This is a genomic window from Burkholderia metallica (assembly GCF_902832845.1).
Classification (GTDB): domain Bacteria; phylum Pseudomonadota; class Gammaproteobacteria; order Burkholderiales; family Burkholderiaceae; genus Burkholderia; species Burkholderia metallica.
The window spans coordinates 251,023-270,838 of record NZ_CADFDB010000007.1 but is presented as its reverse complement, the minus strand read 5'-3'; the positions used below and the strand labels follow the sequence as shown (position 1 = coordinate 270,838).

Sequence of the window (19,816 nt, the reverse complement as noted above, 5' to 3'; positions counted from 1 at the left end):
TCCCCAGGTCCGTTTCTCATCGCTCCCGGGCGGGCCGGCAGCGTCTCGTTCGAGTGTGACGGCGTTGCGCGATGCATGCCGCAACGCGGCGGTATAGTTTGCGTCGAGACGTCCCCGATCAAGCGACCAGCGCAAGGAATGACCACCGATGCCGGAAACACGAGCCACGCTGCGTGCCGCGACAGCGCACGATGCATACCATATCGCGCGCCTGCACACGCTGAGCTGGCAAACAGCATACAGCCACATCCTGCCGGCGGCCTACCTGTCCGACGAGGTGCCGACGGAACACGCGACCCGATGGCGGCAATATCTCGATCGCAATGAAAAGGAGTGGGGCCTCGTGCTGATCGCCGAGTTGAACGGTGAGCCCGTGGGCTTCGTCAGTGCCGAGCGCCCCGTCGATCCGGCGCTCGGCGTGCTGCTCGACTGCCTGCACGTCGATCCGTCGCATCACGGCAGCGGCACGGGCAAGCGCATGATCGAAGCCGTCCGTGCGTGGGCGCGAACGCTCGGCGTGGACACGGTCCATCTGAAGGTGCTGGAGGACAATGCGCGCGCGATCGGCTTCTATGAGCACAACGGCTGGCAACTGGCGCATATCGAGACGAGCCGCATTGGCCGGACGGAGGTCACCGACCGGATCTATACGATCCACGCATAGCGGCCACGCGGCCTTCGCGCGAACGGCCGCATCAGGTGCGGCCATCGCCGGGCGAACGCCGCACGTATACCCGCGTTACGCGCCGCAGTACCGCACGAGCAGATCTGCTTCCGTCTCGTGCACCTCGACGGGCAGCGTCGTGGCGCCTGCATGGGCAAGGTAGCGCGCGCGGTGCTGGCCGTTGCGGAACGACGCGACACCGACTTTCGACAGGCCGGGGATGCCGAGCAGCGTTCGCGTTCTCGTCTCGCGAAACGTGATGTACGGCATGTCCGGAATCCTGCCCTGTTCAGGATCGAGGAATTCGCGAATACCCGCGGCTTTTCCGGGTGCCCAGTACGGAACGGACGGCAGCACGTAGTCCGTCGTGTCGCGGTCGGCACATGCCAGCAGCTTTTTCAGATCGATCGTCACGACGCGGTGCCGAGTATCGTCGACGGAGAATACCCGCTTGAGGTGCGTATAGGCATAGGGGGTGTGCCCGGGAAGCTGGACGATCCAGACTTCTACGCCATTTTGTCGTGCGCGGGCGAGTGCCATTGTGTCCTCTGGTGTTGCGTGCGGTCGTCCTGGCTGGAGTTTAGCAGTGCGTTTGCGGCGGCGAAGCGGGGCAATACGTGGAATAACAAAGCCGAGCGACTCGCAGCGGAACCTGAACCGCGACCGAAAGCGCAGGGAGAACGGGGGGTAAATCGAATGCGGCCATGTGTCGGTGATCGATATCGACAGGTGACGAGAATATCGAGATACTACCCGCGGCAAGGAAGCGCCACGCGCGTTTCATCGAAGATTCACACTGTGTCGCGACATCCGCCACGCGCGGATCGTCATAAAAAGAGAGGGCAGGTTGACCGGAGCAAACCATGTCGTCAAAACTTGAGATCGAGTACGGCGATTACTGTTTCACCGCGACGCTCGAAATCCGGGAATCCGGTCGGACAGCCGTTGTCGATTGGCATCTCGAATCCGCTTCGCGAAGCAAAACGCTTGCATGGGTCGTATTCGACCGCTTTCTCGAGCGGCACGATTTCGTCGACGAAGAAGAGGCACGTGCCCATATCGTCGACTGGCTCGAGCGGCTGGCCGATCCGAGATCGGGTGCTTCCGTCGAAATGGCGAACGCGAAGGGGGTCGCTGCCGGTGCGGTGGCGGCAGGCGCATCGGCCGCGTCAGCCGCGTCAGCCGAGTCGACAGGGTCGACCTCATCGGCCACCGAAATCGTCGGCGAAACCATCATGGACATCGCCGACGATCTCGACTGGATCGACGTGATTGCGGAGTGGTTTTTCAACTAAACGTCACGATAACGAAACCCGGTTGCCATGACGCCAGTTCTTGTGTCTGCGAAACGCGGTTTCGAAAAAATAGACGCAGAAAAGTGAATCGAGAAGTGTGCCGCCCGGAAAAATAGAATGATCCTGCTTTGACATCCGTCTCGACTTACCGGAAACTCGGCCCGGGCCTGAAAATATTTACTTGAATCAAAACAAAATCAAATTCCGGACATGAAAAAGTGTCGCTGACGAACTGACACGTCATAGTGCAGTGCTGTACGAACAAATACTCGACCGATTTTTCGCTAACTAGGATAGCGAGACATATCACGACATCGTCGATATGCGCCGGACATCTCGGCGCTGTGCTGGCATTGCCGTACCGCAATTCGATCAACACGTTGGCTGACGGGTTCATCGCGCAAAACACGAAGATCTCGGGAAAGGCCGTGCGCGTGTTCGCGATGCTCGTTACGTTTGGCTGCCGACGATGGGATGTCGATCGGGGCGATGCTGGTCGCTTGTCTTCGTGATGAAGCTCGCAGGCCGCGGATTTCTCGCTCGACCGCGCCGTGATCCGCGCGGCATGCGGGCAGGCTGGTTGCCTCGGTATTGTCACCAAAGGGTGAGTTGCCGCACAGACCGATGCGCGGCGCACGCTCACAATTTGACCGGTTGACCGTTCTTCCCCGGCCCGGTCAACCGTTTCCCCGCTCGCTCGCGCAGGAGCGGGGCTTTTTGCCCGATCGACGCGGGAAGGCTGCGTCGACGGAACCGGACAGGCGTTCGGCGGGCAGCGCAATCGCACCGGTTGCGCGCCCCGGCATGCGCTCGCCTGATCCGCACGAATCGCCGATCGCTTTCCTCGTGCCTGAGCGAACCCTCAGGCCCATCGCCGGCTTCGGCCGGCGATGCCTTGTTCCCGGCGGCGCGCCGCAATGCCGCCGGGATATTTTTTGCGCGGAATACATTGCTTCACGTCGTACCCGACGGGCACGTCGACCCGCTCAGCGCGCCTGTTCGACGCTGGTTTCCCATCCGTCGTAGGTCCCTCCGAACGAACGTGCCTCGCGATTGATCGCGACCGTATGGCGCGTGATGTCGGCCAGCGCCATGGTGCCTTCGTGCGAAAACCGTACGGCCGACTTGCCGTCCTCGGTCGGTGCAACCGATTCGACCAGATAGCCTTTCGCTTCGGCCCAGTCCGCGAACTGATGCGCGTCGCTCGGATCGGGGAAGTACGCCCAATGCATCACGCGCCGGCTGACGTCGCCGGCGTCGCCTTTCTTTCGCAATTCATCGAGTACGCGCATGTCGCGCATGATCTGCCAGTCGTCGTCGGTCGGGTAGAGCGTTTGCCAGTACGCTTCCTTGTCCGGATCGTCCTGATGCGCGTACTGCAATGCGTAGGTCGTCTGATCGGCCAGTGCGTCGACGATCTCCGCCGCCGCTTCTTCGTCGAACGGCACGTAGAAAAGAAAGTCCCGATGGCCGTCGACGGTGAGGCAGCCAACCTGCACACCTCCTTTCGCGGCGATCGTGGCGTCGAGCAGATCCTCGATCGTCGCGAGGTCGGTGAATTCGTCGCCGGTCGGCAGGCCTTCCGCCGTCGGATGCGCGAAGGGGACGCGCACGCTGAGCAGCGACGTGCGCGGATCGCCTTCCGCGATGTCCGCAAAGGCATGATTGAAGCTGATGAAAGCCTGATGGTCGCCCATTCTGGCAGGGAAGGTTCCCCAGGCGTCGGTCATGTGTTTCTCCCGTTCACGATTGTCTGTTGACGGTTGTAAAGCGTCCCAATGTATCATCGAAAATCGCGTTGACCGGAGAAGCGCACATGATCGCCAGCCTGGGCATCCTGGTGCCGGTCGAGGCCGATCGCTTTCGGGCCGTGGTGGATTTCTACCGTTCGGCGCTTGCGCTGCCGGTGCATGCCGAAGGCGTGTCGGCGGCGGGAAATCCGTGGCATCGCTTTGTCGTGAGCGGCGTGACGCTGACCGTTCATACTGGCAGCGGCGGCGCGTTTCCGTACCCGGAGTTTCGTCCGACCGGCCACGGTATCGCGCTGGCGATCGAAGTGGCGCATGTGTCGGAAGCCGTCGCGCGGCTCGAATCGTGCCGCATCGCCATCCTGAACGAGTGGGACTACGGCGACGGCACGGTCGCGATTTCCGTGGCGGACCCGGCGGGAAACGTCTGCGAGATCTGGGGCCGCCCGTGACCGTGCATCGGTGCGGCCGGCCGCAAAATCATTCCAAGGAGATGCCGATGTCGATGTTTGCGGTGAATGGCGTACGAATCGATCTGCTCAGCGCGCGCGTGACGCACGTGCGGTGGGCGGCCGTGAATCCGGCCGACCGGTCGTGGGCGGCGACGCCGAGCGAGGCGCCGGTGGCGGACGTGGCGCGCGCGCTCGCGTCCGGCAGCGATGTCCGCGCGGTCTTCTCGGCATCGGAGACCACCGCGATCGGGCCCAAGTTGAAGCGCGTGCTGTATCGCGATGCGTCGGAAGGCATCGAACTCGACATCGATGCAACGAACGAGTCGCGCACGCTGCGCGACCTGCCGCAAATCTGACCGGTGCGGCATGCGAGGGCGAGCGCGAGCGGCCGCCGCAGGGATGGCGGCATCCGGCCGAATGGCCGATCGCACGACGTCGATCGCGAGGAGTAGTATGGGGCGATCATCCTGCTGCATTGCCGGTTGCCTCGAACGGTCCGACGGGTCACGCGGTTTCGGCGAACCGTTACCGGAAGCGAATATCGCAAACGCGTACGAGATCATGTCCAGACCGCTCATCGCCCCGTTGGCATCCGTTCTTTGTCTGGCACTGTCGGCGTGCCAGACCGCGTCCGGGCCCCCTTCGTTGCCGTCGCCCGACACCGCGTCCACAGCCGCGGCCGTGCCGGCATCGTCGCCGGCCGCGCCGATCCGCGGCGTCGGCCTGGCGCCGCATCTGGCCGGGCAGAGCCACTGGACCATCGGTCAATGCACGACCAACGGTGCCGTCAAGGTGTGCAACTGAAATGATCGATGCCGATGTCGATCGCACGCTGCGCGTTACGCGATGGCGCACGCGTATCGCCGTTGCCGTGCGGCGATGCGTACCTTCGTCGATCGTGCCCGATTCCCGTCGGCAAGCGTTCCGTCCCGGCGCGCACATAGGGTGTCCGGCTTCGACGGCCCGGCCGCCGTCGCAATGAACGATCGGACGATGGACGACGAACGCGAAACCACCGAATCCGGCTGGCACATCGATCCCGTCGCGGGGACGGTCGCCGGCCGGTTGCCGGTGACGCTGGCGGTCGACAGCCGGAGCCTGAAACGCAGGGCGATCGCGTGCGCGGTGCTGGCTGCGGCGATGCTGTGCATTTACGCCGCTGCTCCGGCGCTATGGCCGGTGGCGGCACTCGCGGCGTTGCTGGCGCTGGCGGGGGTGGCCTTCTTCGTGTCGTCGCGGCGCAGGATGGCGCTGCACGTCGACGAGACGGGCTTCAAGCTGACCGGGGCCGTACGCGAACAACCCGTCACGCGATGGCGCGACGTCACCGAATTCCGGATCGTCAGCGTGGCCGGAAATCGTTACATCGGCTACCAGTTCTCGATGCATTCATCGCGCACCCGCGTGCCGGGCGGCGTGATGCTGCCGATCGCCCGGTTCGAGGGGCTGCCGCTCGACGCGGTGGCCGGCTTGCTGGAGGCATGCCGGCGGCAATTCGGCACGCCGGACAGCGAAGTCGACCGAACGGGCCGATGACGCGCGACGCGGGAGCCGCGCCCCCGATACACGAGAAACAAACAAATGTCGGGCGTCGTGTCGATTTCGGCCGGGGTCGTCCGTCGTAGCATCGGAGGCGTGCGCATCGCGCGTCCGTCCCGATTCCGATACGACCACCGACCGAAGGAGCGACACCCATGTCCACATCCGTCAAACCGATCCCGGAAGGGATGCGCACGCTGACGCCGCACCTGATCTGCGCCGACGCAACGGCAGCCATCGATTTCTACAAGCGTGCGTTCAATGCAAGCGAACAGTTTCGCCTGGCGATGCCCGACGGCCGGCTCGCGCACGCATGCCTCGTGATTGGCGATTCGACACTGATGCTGGTGGATGAAATGCCCGAGCACGGCGCGCTCGGGCCGAAGTCACTGAAAGGCACGCCGGTCTGCCTGCACCTGTACGTGCCGGATACCGACGCGGCGATCGCGAAAGCGGTCGCGGCCGGCGCGACGGTCACGCTGCCGGCCGCCGACATGTTCTGGGGCGATCGCTACGGGCAGGTCGAGGATCCGTTCGGCCATCGCTGGTCGCTCGCGACGCATCAGCGCGACCTGACGCCCGAGCAGATTGCCGAGGCGATGGCCAGCGCGCCACCGTGCGGAAGCTGACGCAGCCGCGCAACCGTGGCTGTACCGGCAGGGCGGCTGCAGGCGCGCGCGTGGCCAGTGCTTACGCGCCGGCCGCCTTGCCGCGCTGCTTGTGCTCGTACATCCGCTGATCGGCCGTTGCGAGCAGGTCGGTCACGTCGCGAGGGTGCGCGGGATCGTAGTCGACGTACCCGACGCTGAACCGGATGTCGTAGCCGCGTGCGTCGGCCGCATTGCGCCGCGCGAGCGCCTGCGTCACGCGCTCGACCGGCTCGGCGACGCTGGTCGGATCGGTGTTGCTCAGCAGCACGACGAACTCGTCGCCGCCCAGCCGGGCGATCACGTCGCTATCGCGCAGCGCGCCCGTCAGCGTTTCGGCGAATGCCTTGAGCGCGTGGTCGCCTTCGGCATGGCCGAAGCGGTCGTTGATCGACTTGAATTCGTTCAGGTCGAAGAACAGCAGTACCGCGTGACGGTCGACGCGATCGCACAGGCTCAGCACGTGGCGGGCGAGAATTTCGAAGCCGCGCCGGTTCGTCAGCTGGGTGAGTTCGTCGGTGGTCGCGAAATGCAGGGCGGCGATCTCGCGCTCGGTCATGTGGGCGAGATCGCCGAGCAGCGCGAGTTCGTCGGGTTCGAGCGAGCGCGGCCGCGTGTCGATCAGGCACAGCGTGCCGATGGGCGCGCCGTTCGGTGCCGTGATCGGCCGGCCCGCGTAGAACCGGATGCCGGGCGCGCCGGTGACGAGCGGGTTGTCGTGGAAGCGGTTGTCGTTCAGCGCATCCTGGATCACCATCGTATTGCCCGCGAGCAATGCATGCGCGCAAAACGATACGTCGCGCGACGTTTGCGCGACGTCGAGCCCCGCATGGCTCTTGAACCACTGTCGATCGTCGTCGACGAGACTGACGAGTGCGATCGGTACGTCGAACAGCCTGCGTGCAAGACGCGTCAGGCGGTCGAAGCGCTCCTCGGGCGGCGTGTCGAGGATCGAGAGCGAATGAAGCGTATCGAGCCGGGCCGCCTCGTTGGCCGGTTTCGGTGCGATTTGCATGGGCCTTGTCGTTGTCCCGGCTGCGAAGCCGGTCATGGGATCGGATGCCGGACAGTATCGCGCATTGTCCGGCGGATCGCTACGTCGCGAATCCGGGCACGTGCCGTTTCGGCGCGACGTGGATCGATGCAGAAGCGGTGAGAAGCGGGTGCCATGGGCGCGCGTTTCGTCGCGATGCGCAATCGGATGCGCGATGCCTCAAGCTGCCCCGGCGCAATGCCGTAAACAGGACGAGTCCAATCGTTCATCGTCCTTCATCACACCATGGTTCGAATCCTGTACGCGGGCTACCTCGCGTTTGCGCTGTATCTCCTTTATCCGATGGTTCAGACCACGCTGGCATTCGGCGTCGTGTGTGTGGGCAACGTGCTGCCGGGCGGCGCCCGCGACTTGTCGACCGCTTCGGCGAGCGGCGTGGACGGCCATGCGAATCGATGCGCGCCGACGACGCAGGCCGGTGTCGCGACCGGACGGGCGCCCGAAATCCGTTGAGCGCAGGAGCGCGCCGCACTGGCCATTCGGCCGAATTGAACGTCGCGCCGCGCTCGCCGATCATCCGTATCACGGCGGATCGAACCCGGGCGCGGGTGCCGCGCGGCGTACGTCAGTAGCTGGAGCGGTACGGCGCGCCCTGGTCGAAGCGGCTTTGCCAGTGCGTGAGGTAGCGCGACGCGAGTTGCGGGTTGTTCCACACCACGACGACGTTCTCGGAGTTGCGGCTGGCCGCCGACGCACTGTAGTTGAACGAACCCGTTTCGACGTGTTCGGCGTCGATCACGAGGTACTTGTCGTGATGGATCGCATAGGTGTCGATGGTGCGCGTGGGGATCCCGGCATTGACGAGCAGGTTCAGCGCCTGCTTGCTGCTCTTCGCGCGGTTGCCCTTGTCGTCGACGACCACCGCGACATTCACGCCGCGCCGCTTGGCGGCGAGCAGTGCGCGCGTGACGGGCGGCGACGTGAACGAATAGGCGGCGACACGGATCGAGCTGCGTGCGGTGCCGATCGCTTTGAGCACGAGCGCTTCGGCGCCGCCGTCCGGCGAAAACGCCGATTCCACGACCTGTGTCGCGGGGGCTTCGTGAGTGGGGGCCGGCAGCCATTGCGCGACGAAGTCGATCGCCTGCTGGAGCAGCGATTCGCTTTGCGTCTTGCCGAAGGCGGCGAACGGTGTGGCGAGCAGGGAAGCGGCGAGACAGGCAGCGGCGAGGCGATTGCGCGACAACATCTTGGACAGCGAACAATTTCGAGACAGCGGGCCGTGAGTGTAACGCACACGCGGCGGCGCGGTCACGTGCGGATGAGACGGGAGACGCATCGCGATGACCGGCGAAGGCGGGAGCGGTGACGCAAAGTTGCGTTGCGCGAGGTCGGCGTACGCGATCGGCTTCGTCAGCAGGTGGAGGCGATGGCAGCGCACGATCGTGCGTGTGGTGGGGGTGCAATAGCAGCGCGCAAGCGATGCGCGAGTTCAGCCGGACGGACTCGATGCGGCCCGCGACGGCAGCGCGAGCGCGACTAACGATCCGCGTGCGTCACGCGCTCATTCGTGGATGCACGACGCTGCGTCAATCCTCGTTCGCAGGCGTTCCTGCCGCGTCCGCCGCGATCCATCCCGGGCCACGCTCCGGCAGCACGTCGCGTGCGTCGAGCGGTTCGCCGCATGCCGAGCACACGGTGACCGCATGCATCAGATGGCCGCAGGTACGGTGGCGCAACTGCACCGGTGGCCCCTGGCCGTCATCTTTCCAGCGGTCGCCCCACGCCGTCAGCGCAAGCAGGGTCGGATAGAGGTCGAGGCCCTTCTCAGTCAGCCGGTATTCGAAACGCGGCGGACGTTCCTGGTACGCGTGCTTGGCCAGCACGCCTTCATCGACGAGCCGCGCGAGCCGTTCGGCCAGCACATGGCGCGTCAGGCCGAGCTGGGCCTGGAAAGCGTCGAAGCGGCGGCAGCCGAGGAATGCATTGCGGAGGATCAACATGGTCCAGCGGTCGCCGAGCACGGCAAGCGTGCGTGCGATCGAACAGTTCAGCGTGCCAATGTCATCCCATTTCATCGTCGAGTCTCTTGCAGTGGTTCGGCAGCGTAGTGGGTTCGATTATAGAACCCGCCTTCGGTTGCAATGGCGCCTGCTGCATTGACAACGGCCGTCATCGTTGTCAATAATCAGTTCCAATTTGGAACTTACAAGCGCAGCAACGCGCTTTCACCCCGGAGACAACCCGATGAACCCGCTTTCCCTGTCTGGTCTCGATCTGCTGCGCGCAGCGGTATCGGGCGATGCACCGCTCGCGTCGATTTCCGAGACGATTCCGATGCGTCCGCTCGACGTCGAGCTCGGTTACGTGAAGTTTTCGGCGCGGGCGGACGGCCGGCACCTGAATCCGCTCGGCGGCGTACACGGCGGATTCGCCGCGACGGTGCTCGATTCGGTCACCGGGTGCGCGGTGCATTCGATGCTCGACGCGGGCGTCGGCTACGGCACGGTCGACCTGCATGTGAAGATGCTGCGGCCCGTACCGCGTGACGTCGACCTGGTGGCGGAAGGGCGCGTGATTCATCTGTCGCGTTCGCTGGGCGTGGCCGAGGGCACGCTGAAGACGCCGGACGACAAGATCGTCGCGCATGCGTCGGCAACCTGTTTCATCCAGCGGCCGCAGTAACGGCGGGCGGCGACGCGATCATCCGGGCTCGCGCGCGCACCGCGTTCCCGGCGCCGAAGGCCGCCTGTAAGCGTACGCGGCGCCCGTCTGAAGCAGTCGCTTCAATGTGATAGCGTTCCTGCTTTCCACCGACGCGACAGGAACAGCATGGAATACCGCACACTCGGCGATTCGGGCATCGAGGTCAGCCTGATCGGCCTCGGCACGATGACGTGGGGCGAGCAGAATTCGGAGCGCGACGCGCACGAGCAGATCGACTACGCGATCGCGCAGGGCGTGACGCTGATCGACGCCGCGGAGATGTATCCGGTGCCGCCGAAGCCCGACACGCAGGGCCGCACCGAGCAGTACATCGGCACGTGGCTCGCGCAGCATCGCGCGCAGCGCGAGCGCATCGTGCTCGCGACGAAAATCGCGGGGCCGGCGCGGCAGCCGCACAATCCGCGTCACATTCGCGGCGAAGGCAACCAGTTCGACCGCAAGAACCTGACCGAAGCGCTCGACGGCAGCCTCAAGCGCCTGCAGACCGACTACGTCGATCTCTACCAGCTGCACTGGCCCGACCGCAGCACGACGACGTTCGGCCGTCCTGCGTATCCGTGGGTCGACGACGCCTATACGGTGCCGATCGAGGAAACCCTCGGCGTGCTCGCGGAATTCGTGAAGGCCGGCAAGGTGCGCGCGATCGGCGTGTCGAACGAAACGCCGTGGGGCGTCGCGCAGTTCCTGCGCGCGGCCGAGACGCTCGGGCTGCCGCGCATCGCGAGCATCCAGAACCCGTACAGCCTGCTGAACCGCACGTTCGAAAACGGCCTGTCGGAATTCACGCATCGCGACGGCGTCGGCCTGCTCGCCTATTCGCCGCTCGCGTTCGGCTGGCTGTCCGGCAAGTACGAGAACGGCGCGCGCCCGGCCGGCGCTCGCATCACGCTGTTCGAGCGCTTCCAGCGCTACAGCAAGCCGCAGGCGGTCGAGGCGACGTCGCGCTATGTGGCGCTCGCGCGGCGTCACGGGATGTCGCCCGCGCAGCTTGCGCTGGCGTTCGTCAACAGCCGGCCCTTCACGCGCAGCAACCTGGTCGGCGCGACGTCGCTCGAGCAGTTGAAGGAGAACATCGGCAGCGTCGACGTGAAGCTGTCCGACGAGATCCTCGCCGAGATCGACGCGCTGCACGAACTGCAGCCGAACCCGGCGCCCTGACCGGAACCGGGCAGGACCCGGTCCGGCGCGGCCGCGATGCCGCGCCGGACCGCACCGGCGGCGCATCGCTGCGCCGTCGTTTCTTCCGTTATCGCATCTTGAGCCGGGTGCGAGCGACGAACAGCGCGGCGAGACTCAGCAGCGCGCAGCCCATCAGGTAGAGCGCCGGCGACAGCCGGTTGCCGGTCGCGCTGATCAGCCAGGTGATGACGAACGGCGCGAAGCCGCCGAACAGCGTGACCCCCGTGTTGTAGCTGACCGCGAGGCCCGTCGCGCGCGTCTGCGACGGGAACAGCTCGGCCATCAGCGCCGGCAGCGCGCCGCAGTACATCGCCTTCAGCGCACCGATCCAGACCAGGGCGGCCATCATCGTGGCGAACGACGCATGGCGCGTGAGCCACGTGAACGTCGGGTACACGGTGACGAGCATCAGGACCGCCGCGACCGCCATCATGCGAATCCGCCCGGTGCGATCGGACAGGTGGCCGACGACCGGCGTGACGAGCGTGAGCACGAAACCGGTCGCGAGCGTCGCCGCGAAGCCCGTCGACGCGGGCAGCCCGAGCTGCTTGATCGCATAGGTCGGCATGTACAGCACCATGTAGTTGATCGCGGTCGAAATCACGAGCGCGCCGATCGACAGCAGCAGCCGCAGCTTCTGATCGGCGAACAGTTCGCGCACGGGGGCTTCCGAGCGCGCCTGCGTCTTGAATTCGACGCCTTCGTCGACGTAGCGGCGGATGTAAAGCCCGATCGGGCCGATCGCGAGCCCGAACAGGAACGGTACGCGCCAGCCCCAGCTTTCGAGTTGCGCGGTCGTCAGCGTGGCGGTAAGCAGCGCGCCGAAGCCCGATGCGAGCAGCGTCGCGAGGCCCTGGCTCGCGAACTGCCAGCTCGACATGAAACCGCGCCGCTGCGGCGCATGCTCGACGAGGAACGCGGTGGAGCTCGCGAATTCGCCGCCCGCGGAAAAGCCCTGCATCAGCCGCGACAGCATGATCCCGAGCGGCGCGAGTAGGCCGATCGATGCGTAGGTCGGCATCAGCGCGATCAGCAGCGTGCCGACCATCATCATCGCGATCGACAGCAGCAGCGACGCCTTGCGGCCCGCGCGGTCCGCGTAGGCGCCGAGCACGAAGCCGCCGATCGGCCGGATCAGGTACGACAGCCCGAACGTGCCGAGCGTGAGCATCAGCGACGTCGCTTCGCTCGTCGCGGGAAAGAACAGCTTGGCGATCGTCACCGCGAAGAAGCCGTAGACGATCAGGTCGAACCATTCGAGCGCGTTGCCGATCGACGCCGCGAAGATGATGCGCCGGATTTTCGCGGCGCTGGGGCGCGCGGCGTCCTGCGAGGTCAGGGTGGTCGTATTCATCGTGTATGCAGGTCCCGTGAGAGGGCGAAGCGCGTTACAGGGCGCTGGCCGCGGCGTGAGTCGCGCGGCGAACGGTCGGTGCGTCGTCGCCGAGATCCCAGAAGAGGCCGGCCATCATCTGCAGCCCCTCGCTGACGACGCTCGCGAGCAGATGCTCGTCCGGCGCATGCTGCGAGCACGCGGGGTACGAGTGCGGCACCCACAGCGTCGGCAGCCCGAGCGTGTCGGCGAACACTTCGTTCGGCAGCGTGCCGCCGAGATTCGGCAGGATTGCCGGCTTCTTGCCGGTGGTTCGCGCGAGCGACGCGACGGCCCAGCGCACCCACGGATCGTCCGGTGGCACGCGCGTGGCCGGCGCGCCGCGCTCGACGTCGATCTCGACGTCGGCGAAGCCGTGCGCATCGAGGTGCGTGCGCAGGTGCGCGTGCAAGGCTTCCCAGTCGGTGCCGACGACGAAGCGCAGCTGGCAGTGCGCATACGCGACGGGCGGAATCGCGTTGACGGGATGCTCGGGGTTGCCGGCCTTGAACGCGAGGATCTCGAGCGTGTTCCAGCCGAACACGCGCTCGGGCGCGGTCAGGCCGGGCTCGCCCCAGTCGGCGTCGAGCGCCGGGTCGCCGGCGCCGCCGCCCACACTGAGATCGGCGAGTGCGTCGCGCACGGCGGCCGGGATCGGCGGCGGGCGCAGCCCCGCGACGCGAATCGCGCCGCGCGCGTCGACGAGGCTCGCGAGCGCATGCGCGAGCACGATCGCCGGATTGCGCAGCAGCCCGCCCCAGTTGCCGGAGTGATGCGCGCCGTCGCGGGCGCGCAGGCTCAGCTTGAAGTTGACCGCGCCGCGCGAGCCGAGGAATACGGTCGGGCGTTCGGCGGAGATGCGCGGGCCGTCGGACGCGATCAGCACGTCGGCCGCGAGCGCGTCGCGCGCCTGGCGGCACAGGGCGTCGAGGCCCGGCGAGCCCGTTTCCTCGCCCATCTCGATCAGCAGCTTCGCGTTGAAACCGAGCCGGCCGCCGCGCGCGGCGAGCACGCTGGCCAGCGCGGCCAGGTTGATCGTGTGCTGGCCCTTGTTGTCGGCGCTGCCGCGGCCGTACCAGCGGTCGCCGTCGGCCGTCAGCGTCCACGGCGACAGCGGCGCGCGCCACTGCGCGTCGTAGCCGCGCACGACGTCGCCGTGGCCGTAGATCAGCACGGTCGGCAGCGCGTCGTCTTCGTGTCGCGACGCGAGCAGGAACGGGCCGCCGCCGTCGACGGGATTGTCGACGATCCGCGACGTGAAACCGAGGCGGGCGGCGTCGGGCGCGATCTCGTCGGTCAGGTAGGCGCGCAGCGCGGCATCGTTGCCGCTGTCCTGGCTCTCGGTGCGCAGCCCGACGCGGCGGCTCAGGGTCGTGAAGAACGCACCGGATTCGAACTGGTTCAGCGCGTGCTGGATGGCGGCGGTACGGCTCAAGTCGTGTCTCCTTCGTCGGGTTCGCTGCATGCGCCGGAGCGGGCGTGCGGCTTGAAGTGCGATCGATTCTAGAAAGCCGTTTTTTTTGTCACAATGATCGAATTTCGAACCTTTCTTTGCCGAAAAGGCAAAGCAGCGCGGCCGGACGCGGCCCGGAGACAGAACGATGGCGGCTTTCCTGCATGGCCTGGCGTTGCGCTATTTCGTCGAAGTGGCGCGCACCGGCTCGATCAGCGATGCATCAGCGCGGCTGCACGTGGCGGTGTCGGCGATCAGCCGCCAGATCGCGAAGCTGGAAAGCGAGCTGGGCGCACCGCTGTTCGAGCGCCGGCCGCGCGGGATGGCGCTGTCGGAGGCCGGCGAGCGGCTGCTGGCGTTCGCGCAGCGCAGCCTGCTGGAAGCCGAGCACGTGATGAAGGACATCGGCGGGCTCGACGCGCTGCACGGGAGTCTGTTGAAGATCGCGTGCTCGGAAGGGTTCGCGATCGATTTCCTGCCCGGTACGCTGGCCAGCTTCAAGGCGCGCCATCCGGGCGTCGATTTCTCCGTGTGGGTCGTGTCGCCGGCGGATGCGACGCGGCGCGTGCGCGATGGCGACGTGGATGTCGCGTTGAGCTTCAGTCTCGCGCCGGAGAAGGGCGTGCGCGTCGAGCATACGGAGCGCGCGCCGATCTTCGCGCTGGTGCGGCACGACCATCCGCTCGCGACGCGCGATGCGGTGTCGCTCGCCGATGTCGCGCGCCACCCGCACGTGCTGCCCGAGGCCGGCACGACGGTGCGCCAGTTGATCGACATCGCGTGCGCGCTCGACGGGCTGCTGCTCGAACCCGAGCTGACGAGCAACAACACGGCGGCGATGTACGGCTACGCGCGGCGCACGGGCGCGGTGATGTTCACGGGGCTGTTGTCGGTGCGCGACCGCTGCGCCGCGGACGGCTTCGTCGTCGTGCCCCTGACGAACCCGCAATTGCGCGAGCGCAGCATCCAGGTGCAGACGATGGCGGGGCGCGATCTGCCCGCGTCGGTTCGCGCGTTCCGCGACCATCTGATCGACACGATGCAGGCCGCATCGCGGCCGCCGGCCGCCGCGCGCGGCCCGAGACGCCGGCCGTGAGATAATCGTCAATCCGCCTTCCGCGCCCATGCGGCTCATCGAGTCGCATCGCCCCTGTTCGACGCCAAATTGAAGAACCTGATTGTCACCCTCGATCGCGCCGGCGAGTTCGACGAGATCATCGACGTGCGCACGCCGCTCGAGTTCGCCGAGGACCATATCCCCGGCGCACTGAACGCGCCCGTGCTCAGCAACGAGGAGCGCGTGCTCGTCGGGACGATGTATCGCCAGGTGTCGCCGTACGAGGCGACGCGGGTCGGCGCGGCGATGGTCGCGCGCAACATCGCGCGCCATCTCGACACGACGTTCGCCGATCGTCCGCGCAACTGGCGGCCGCTGATCTACTGCTGGCGCGGCGGCAAGCGCTCGGGCTCGATGACGACCTGGTTCAACCTGATCGGCTGGAAGGCGCGCCAGCTCGATGGCGGCTACAAGTCGTACCGCCAGTCGGTGTGCGCGACGCTCGACTCGCTGCCGACGCGCTTTCGCTACATCGCGCTCGTCGGCCATACGGGCTGCGGCAAGACGCGCCTGCTGAACGCGCTGCGCGATGCGGGTGCGCAAACGCTCGATCTCGAGGCGCTCGCGTGCCATCGCGGTTCGCTGCTCGGCGCGCTGCCGGGCAAGCCGCAGCCGTCGCAGAAGGGGTTCGATTCGGGGCTCGTCGAGACGCTGGGTCGTTTCGACCCCGAATGGCCGGTGTTCGTCGAGTCGGAAAGCCGCCGGATCGGGCTCGTGCAGTTGCCGATCGCGCTGATCGAAGCGTTTCACGCGGGGCCGTGGGTGCATGTCGACGCGGCGCACGACGAGCGCATCGCATTCCTCCTCGACGATTACGCGCACCTGTTCGACCAACCGGACGCCTTCAAGGCGCAGCTCCATCGGCTGATCGGCCTGCACAGCCGCGAACAGGTGACGCACTGGAAGACGCTGATCGATGCGAACGCGCGGGCCGAACTGTTCACCGAGCTGATCGACCGGCATTACGATCCCGCCTATGCGCGCACCTACCGCGCGACGTACGACAAGCCTAACCGGGCACTGACGTTCACGTTCCGGCCCAACGCGGCCGACGTGCGCGATCAGGCGCATGCGCTGCTGGCCGAACTCGCGCGAGCCGGGTTGCCCGCATCGGCCGCGCTGGCCGCGGGCGCGACATCCGCAACCGACCAAGACCAATCGACGACCACACGATGACGACTACACGCACCCAACCCAGTCCGGCCCTTGGCTGGATGACCTTCCTGCTGATCGCAGTCGCGGGCCTGTTCTATGTGAAATGGTTCCCGTACTACAACAAGGCGTTCGTTGCCGCCGAACATCATTCGATCGGACAGTCGATCCTGATGGGCACGTCGGCGGCCGCACCGGAGCCGTCGCTGAAGGCCGCGCTCGACTACGCGTGGGCGTACGGCAAGGCGATCTGGCAGGCGATGGTGCTGGGCCTGCTGCTCGGCTCGGCCGTGCAGGCGCTGCTGCCCGCGCACTGGGTCGCGCGCGTGCTCGGCCGCACCGGCTTCGGCAGCGTCGCCGCCGGCGGCCTGCTGTCGCTGCCCGGCATGATGTGCACGTGCTGCGCGGCGCCGGTCGTCGCGGGGCTGCGTGCGCGCCACGCGTCGCCGGGCGGCGCGGTCGCGTTCTGGCTCGGCAATACGGTGCTGAACCCGGCGGCGCTGGTCTTCATGGGCTTCGTGCTCGGCTGGCACTGGAGCGCGCTGCGCCTCGTGCTCGGCATCGCGATGGTGTTCGGGATCGGCTATTTGCTGAACCGTATCGCACGCCCTGAAGACCGCAGCATCGACGACGCGCAGCTCGCCGCGCTGGCGGCCGAGCAGGCCGCGGCCGGCAATCCGTTCGTCCGCTGGATAAAGTTGCTCGCGCGCATGGCCGTGCGGCTCGTGCCCGAATACATCGTGCTCGTGCTGCTGCTCGGCGCCGCGCGCGCGTGGCTGTTCCCGCATATCGGTCCGGACATCGGCAATCATCTCGGCTGGATCGTCGCATTCGCGGTGGCGGGCATGCTGTTCGTGATCCCGACGGCCGGCGAGGTGCCGATCATCCAGGCGATGCTGTCGCTCGGCATGGGCGTCGGCCCGGCCGCCGCGCTGCTGATGACGCTGCCGCCGATCAGCGTGCCGTCGCTCGCGATGCTCGCGCGTTCGTTCAAGCCTTACATGCTGGCCATCGTCGCGATCCTCGTCGTCGTGTTCGGGATCGCGAGCGGCGTGCTCGCGGTCGCGCTCGGGTTCTGACACGCGCAGGCGGCGCGCCAGTCGGGCGCAATCGTCGTAATCGTCGTATTCACCCGGCGCTGCTGTTTCACGTATGCGGCGTCATTTACAAGAAGCAAACAGGAAAACGCATGACCCAACCGAAGATTCATCCTCGACTCGAAAAGGCGCTGACGCGCGGCGATCTCGCGATCCGCCAGGCCAATTCCGCGCGGGCGACGGCCGTGCTGAACGCACTCGGCACGATGATCATCGAGGCTTCCGCAACCATCGGCGTCGAGGCCAGCATCGACATTCCGCAGGGCGACCGCATTTACGATCCGGTCAACGGCCTGTGGCCGCAGAAGATGCTGGTGTCGTTCGACGGCCCGGTGGACGAAGCCGACAAGGAAGAGCTGCGCACGGTCTATCTGATTGCCGACGATCCGGGTACGCAGTTCCGTGTCGAATGGCATCGCGCGGACGGCAAGCTCGGCCGCCAGGAAGGGGGGCCGCTTGCGACCGTCGCGTTCCTGACCGACGTGGAGATCCCGTGGAGCGACGACGACGAATAACGTCGTCGCGTGAAGGCATGAAGCCGGCGCCCGGTGCGCCGGCCGTCAGCGCATCATCCGCCGCCGGAACAGCCACGCGGACAGCAGGAAGCCGCCCACCGCGTAGCCGGCGAGCACCGCGACGTGCAACGCGACGTCGGTCGCCGGCCGGCCGAGCATCGCGGGTCGGATCAGCTCGACCGCGTTCGCGAGCGGCAGCGCCTGCGCCGCGTGCTGCGCGAGCGGCGGCAACTGCGCGGTCGGGAAGAATACACCCGACAGCAGCAGCATCGGCGTCAGCACGAGCGTCTGGTAGAACATGAAGAAGTCGTAGGACGGCGCGAGCGCCGTGACGATCATCGCGAGGCTGGCAAACGCGAGACCCGCGAGCGCGATCACGGGCAGCGCCGCGAGCATCGACGGAAACTGCGCGTAACCCAGCGCGCCCGCGACGAGCATGATCGCGGCCCCCGACAGCATTGCCTTGCTGGCCCCCCAGACGATCTCCCCGAGCACGATGTCGCCGAGCGCGAGCGGCGTATGCATGATCGCCTCCCACGTGCGCTGCACGTGCATCCGCGAGAAACCGGAATACATCGACTCGAAGCTCGCGGACATCATCACGCTCGACCCGACCGTGCCGGCCGCGAGGAACGCGATATACGACACGCCGTCGACATGGCCGAGCATCAGCCCGAGCCCGAAGCCCAACCCGAACAGATAGATCATCGGATCGGCAAGATTGCCGAACATCGATGCGAGCGCGAGCTTGCGCCAGACGAGATAGTTGCGCCGCCAGACGGCGATCCAGTTGGTCGCGTTCGCGGGCATCGCGATCGCGAAGCGCGACACGCGCGGCGGTGCCGACGGTGCGGCGGCGGAATAATTGCGCACGTCCATGATCGATCAGTCCTGCATGTCGCGACCCGTGAGCCGCAGGAACACATCTTCCAGATTGGCCGGACGATGCAGATAGCGCAACCCCGTACGACCCTTGAGCCGCGCGCTGAGCGGTTCCGGATCGCTCACGTAGCAGAACAGCGTCTCGCCGCTGATCTCGGTGCGCTTCGCGAACGCCGACAACTCGTCGCGCAGCGTGGCCGGATCGGGCCCGTAGATCTCGATCACGTCGCAGCCGATCTCCGATTCGATCAGCGCGTGCGGCGCGCCTTCGGCGATCTTGCGGCCTTCCTCGATCACGCACAGGCGATCGCACAGGCGTTCGGCTTCTTCCATGAAGTGCGTGGTGATCAGGATCGTCTTGCCGCGCGCGAGCAGCGAGCGCAGCCGTTCCCACATCAGGTGACGCGCCTGCGGGTCGAGGCCCGTCGTCGGCTCGTCGAGCACCAGCACGTCGGGATCGTTGACGAGCGCGCGGGCCAGCGTCAGGCGGCGCTTCATGCCGCCCGACAACTCGCCGACCTTCGCATCGGCCTTGTTCTCGAGCTTCGCGAATTCGAGCAGCGGCTTCACGAGCGCGCGCGCAGCCTGCGCCGACATCCCGAAATAGCGGCTGAAGACGACCAGGTTCTCGCGCACGGTGAAGTCGGGGTCGAGATTGTCGAACTGCGGGACGACGCCGACGCGCCGGCGCGCAAACCGCGCACGCGCTGGAACCGGTTCGCCGCAGAGCGAAATGGTGCCGGCATCGGGATGCGCGAGGCCGAGCAGCATTTTCAGCGTGGTGGTCTTGCCGGCGCCGTTCGGCCCGAGCAGGCCGTAGCATTCGCCGGCTTGGACGGTGAACGACAGATCGTTGACGACGAGCTTGTCGCCATAGTGCTTTTCGACGTTCCGGAAATCGATCGGTGCAACTGACATGGGCAGGTCGTCGTTGTAAGCGGGCGCGGACGCATTCCGCTGCCGGATGCGTGGCCGGCGGGCGA

The 19,816-nt window shown here is 66.6% G+C and carries 23 protein-coding genes; 14 read left to right on the top strand and 9 right to left on the bottom strand.

Annotated features, from left to right (window positions below):
* Positions 1-148 precede the first annotated feature (148 nt).
* Complete coding sequence (locus HWX08_RS20990; protein WP_174921148.1) at positions 149-664, top strand: GNAT family N-acetyltransferase; 516 nt, start codon at positions 149-151, stop codon at positions 662-664.
* A gap of 75 nt (positions 665-739) precedes the next feature.
* Here the strand turns inward: HWX08_RS20990 and HWX08_RS20985 are convergent, their stop codons facing one another.
* On the bottom strand, positions 740-1,204 hold the full coding sequence (locus tag HWX08_RS20985; protein ID WP_069256580.1) for a plasmid fertility inhibition factor family protein: 465 nt from the start codon (positions 1,202-1,204) through the stop codon (positions 740-742).
* Positions 1,205-1,527: 323 nt separating this feature from the next.
* Here HWX08_RS20985 and HWX08_RS20980 point away from each other — a divergent pair, with 323 nt between their 5' ends.
* A complete protein-coding gene (locus tag HWX08_RS20980; protein ID WP_174921149.1) occupies positions 1,528-1,959 on the top strand; it encodes a hypothetical protein in 432 nt (143 codons plus the stop codon).
* A gap of 986 nt (positions 1,960-2,945) precedes the next feature.
* On the opposite strand, the gene HWX08_RS20975 is transcribed toward HWX08_RS20980, so the two are convergent.
* Positions 2,946-3,689, bottom strand: coding sequence for a DUF695 domain-containing protein (locus tag HWX08_RS20975; RefSeq protein WP_174921150.1), 744 nt, complete (start codon positions 3,687-3,689; stop codon positions 2,946-2,948).
* Between the two features lie 26 nt (positions 3,690-3,715).
* Between HWX08_RS20975 and HWX08_RS20970 the strand changes: the two genes are divergently transcribed.
* From HWX08_RS20970 to HWX08_RS20950, 5 genes are all read left to right on the top strand, one after another.
* A complete protein-coding gene (locus tag HWX08_RS20970) occupies positions 3,716-4,159 on the top strand; it encodes a VOC family protein (protein WP_174921151.1) in 444 nt (147 codons plus the stop codon).
* Positions 4,160-4,206: 47 nt separating this feature from the next.
* A complete protein-coding gene (locus HWX08_RS20965; protein WP_069257997.1) occupies positions 4,207-4,515 on the top strand; it encodes a phosphatidylserine/phosphatidylglycerophosphate/cardiolipin synthase in 309 nt (102 codons plus the stop codon).
* Positions 4,516-4,720: 205 nt separating this feature from the next.
* Positions 4,721-4,963, top strand: coding sequence for a hypothetical protein (locus tag HWX08_RS20960; protein WP_174921152.1), 243 nt, complete (start codon positions 4,721-4,723; stop codon positions 4,961-4,963).
* A gap of 189 nt (positions 4,964-5,152) precedes the next feature.
* Positions 5,153-5,695, top strand: coding sequence for an aspartyl-tRNA synthetase (locus HWX08_RS20955; RefSeq protein WP_069257999.1), 543 nt, complete (start codon positions 5,153-5,155; stop codon positions 5,693-5,695).
* A gap of 158 nt (positions 5,696-5,853) precedes the next feature.
* Positions 5,854-6,327 carry a VOC family protein gene (locus tag HWX08_RS20950; RefSeq protein WP_174921153.1) on the top strand — a complete coding sequence of 158 codons (474 nt, stop codon included), beginning with the start codon at positions 5,854-5,856 and terminating at the stop codon, positions 6,325-6,327.
* A 61-nt stretch (positions 6,328-6,388) separates the two neighbouring features.
* Here the strand turns inward: HWX08_RS20950 and HWX08_RS20945 are convergent, their stop codons facing one another.
* Positions 6,389-7,360: a sensor domain-containing diguanylate cyclase gene (locus HWX08_RS20945; RefSeq protein WP_069256585.1), complete on the bottom strand. Its 972-nt coding sequence runs from the start codon at positions 7,358-7,360 to the stop codon at positions 6,389-6,391.
* Positions 7,361-7,624: 264 nt separating this feature from the next.
* Here HWX08_RS20945 and HWX08_RS20940 point away from each other — a divergent pair, with 264 nt between their 5' ends.
* Entirely contained in the window at positions 7,625-7,852 is a 228-nt protein-coding gene (locus tag HWX08_RS20940; RefSeq protein WP_069256586.1) for a hypothetical protein, read from the top strand.
* 112 nt (positions 7,853-7,964) lie between these two features.
* Here the strand turns inward: HWX08_RS20940 and HWX08_RS20935 are convergent, their stop codons facing one another.
* Positions 7,965-8,588, bottom strand: a complete 624-nt coding sequence (locus HWX08_RS20935) for a phospholipase D family nuclease (RefSeq protein WP_069258000.1) — start codon at positions 8,586-8,588, stop codon at positions 7,965-7,967.
* A 340-nt stretch (positions 8,589-8,928) separates the two neighbouring features.
* Positions 8,929-9,417: a winged helix-turn-helix transcriptional regulator gene (locus tag HWX08_RS20930; RefSeq protein ID WP_174921154.1), complete on the bottom strand. Its 489-nt coding sequence runs from the start codon at positions 9,415-9,417 to the stop codon at positions 8,929-8,931.
* Positions 9,418-9,586: 169 nt separating this feature from the next.
* On the opposite strand from HWX08_RS20930, the gene HWX08_RS20925 reads away from it, so the two are divergent.
* Both HWX08_RS20925 and HWX08_RS20920 read left to right on the top strand, forming a co-directional pair.
* The gene (locus HWX08_RS20925) at positions 9,587-10,024 is read left to right on the top strand and encodes a PaaI family thioesterase (protein ID WP_034186970.1); all 438 of its coding nucleotides are present in this window, start codon (positions 9,587-9,589) and stop codon (positions 10,022-10,024) included.
* A 147-nt stretch (positions 10,025-10,171) separates the two neighbouring features.
* Positions 10,172-11,224: an NADP(H)-dependent aldo-keto reductase gene (locus tag HWX08_RS20920; RefSeq protein ID WP_069256588.1), complete on the top strand. Its 1,053-nt coding sequence runs from the start codon at positions 10,172-10,174 to the stop codon at positions 11,222-11,224.
* A gap of 88 nt (positions 11,225-11,312) precedes the next feature.
* On the opposite strand, the gene HWX08_RS20915 is transcribed toward HWX08_RS20920, so the two are convergent.
* Positions 11,313-12,599: an MFS transporter gene (locus HWX08_RS20915; RefSeq protein WP_174921155.1), complete on the bottom strand. Its 1,287-nt coding sequence runs from the start codon at positions 12,597-12,599 to the stop codon at positions 11,313-11,315.
* A 34-nt stretch (positions 12,600-12,633) separates the two neighbouring features.
* Positions 12,634-14,052: a M20 family metallopeptidase gene (locus tag HWX08_RS20910; protein ID WP_174921156.1), complete on the bottom strand. Its 1,419-nt coding sequence runs from the start codon at positions 14,050-14,052 to the stop codon at positions 12,634-12,636.
* Between the two features lie 166 nt (positions 14,053-14,218).
* Between HWX08_RS20910 and HWX08_RS20905 the strand changes: the two genes are divergently transcribed.
* The 4 genes from HWX08_RS20905 (at position 14,219) to HWX08_RS20890 (ending at position 17,951) form a co-directional block, all read left to right on the top strand.
* Positions 14,219-15,166 (top strand): LysR family transcriptional regulator, encoded by a 948-nt coding sequence (locus HWX08_RS20905; protein WP_174921157.1) that lies wholly within the window; start codon positions 14,219-14,221, stop codon positions 15,164-15,166.
* Positions 15,167-15,235: 69 nt separating this feature from the next.
* The gene (mnmH, locus tag HWX08_RS20900; protein ID WP_174921158.1) at positions 15,236-16,363 is read left to right on the top strand and encodes a tRNA 2-selenouridine(34) synthase MnmH; all 1,128 of its coding nucleotides are present in this window, start codon (positions 15,236-15,238) and stop codon (positions 16,361-16,363) included.
* The gene (locus tag HWX08_RS20895) at positions 16,360-17,418 is read left to right on the top strand and encodes a permease (RefSeq protein ID WP_174921159.1); all 1,059 of its coding nucleotides are present in this window, start codon (positions 16,360-16,362) and stop codon (positions 17,416-17,418) included. Before mnmH ends, HWX08_RS20895 begins: the two co-directional genes overlap by 4 nt.
* Positions 17,419-17,528: 110 nt before the next feature.
* Positions 17,529-17,951 (top strand): hypothetical protein, encoded by a 423-nt coding sequence (locus HWX08_RS20890; RefSeq protein WP_069256594.1) that lies wholly within the window; start codon positions 17,529-17,531, stop codon positions 17,949-17,951.
* 45 nt (positions 17,952-17,996) lie between these two features.
* On the opposite strand, the gene HWX08_RS20885 is transcribed toward HWX08_RS20890, so the two are convergent.
* Both HWX08_RS20885 and nodI read right to left on the bottom strand, forming a co-directional pair.
* On the bottom strand, positions 17,997-18,830 hold the full coding sequence (locus tag HWX08_RS20885) for an ABC transporter permease (protein ID WP_107311377.1): 834 nt from the start codon (positions 18,828-18,830) through the stop codon (positions 17,997-17,999).
* A 6-nt stretch (positions 18,831-18,836) separates the two neighbouring features.
* On the bottom strand, positions 18,837-19,751 hold the full coding sequence (gene nodI, locus HWX08_RS20880; protein WP_069256596.1) for a nodulation factor ABC transporter ATP-binding protein NodI: 915 nt from the start codon (positions 19,749-19,751) through the stop codon (positions 18,837-18,839).
* Positions 19,752-19,816: the final 65 nt, after the last annotated feature.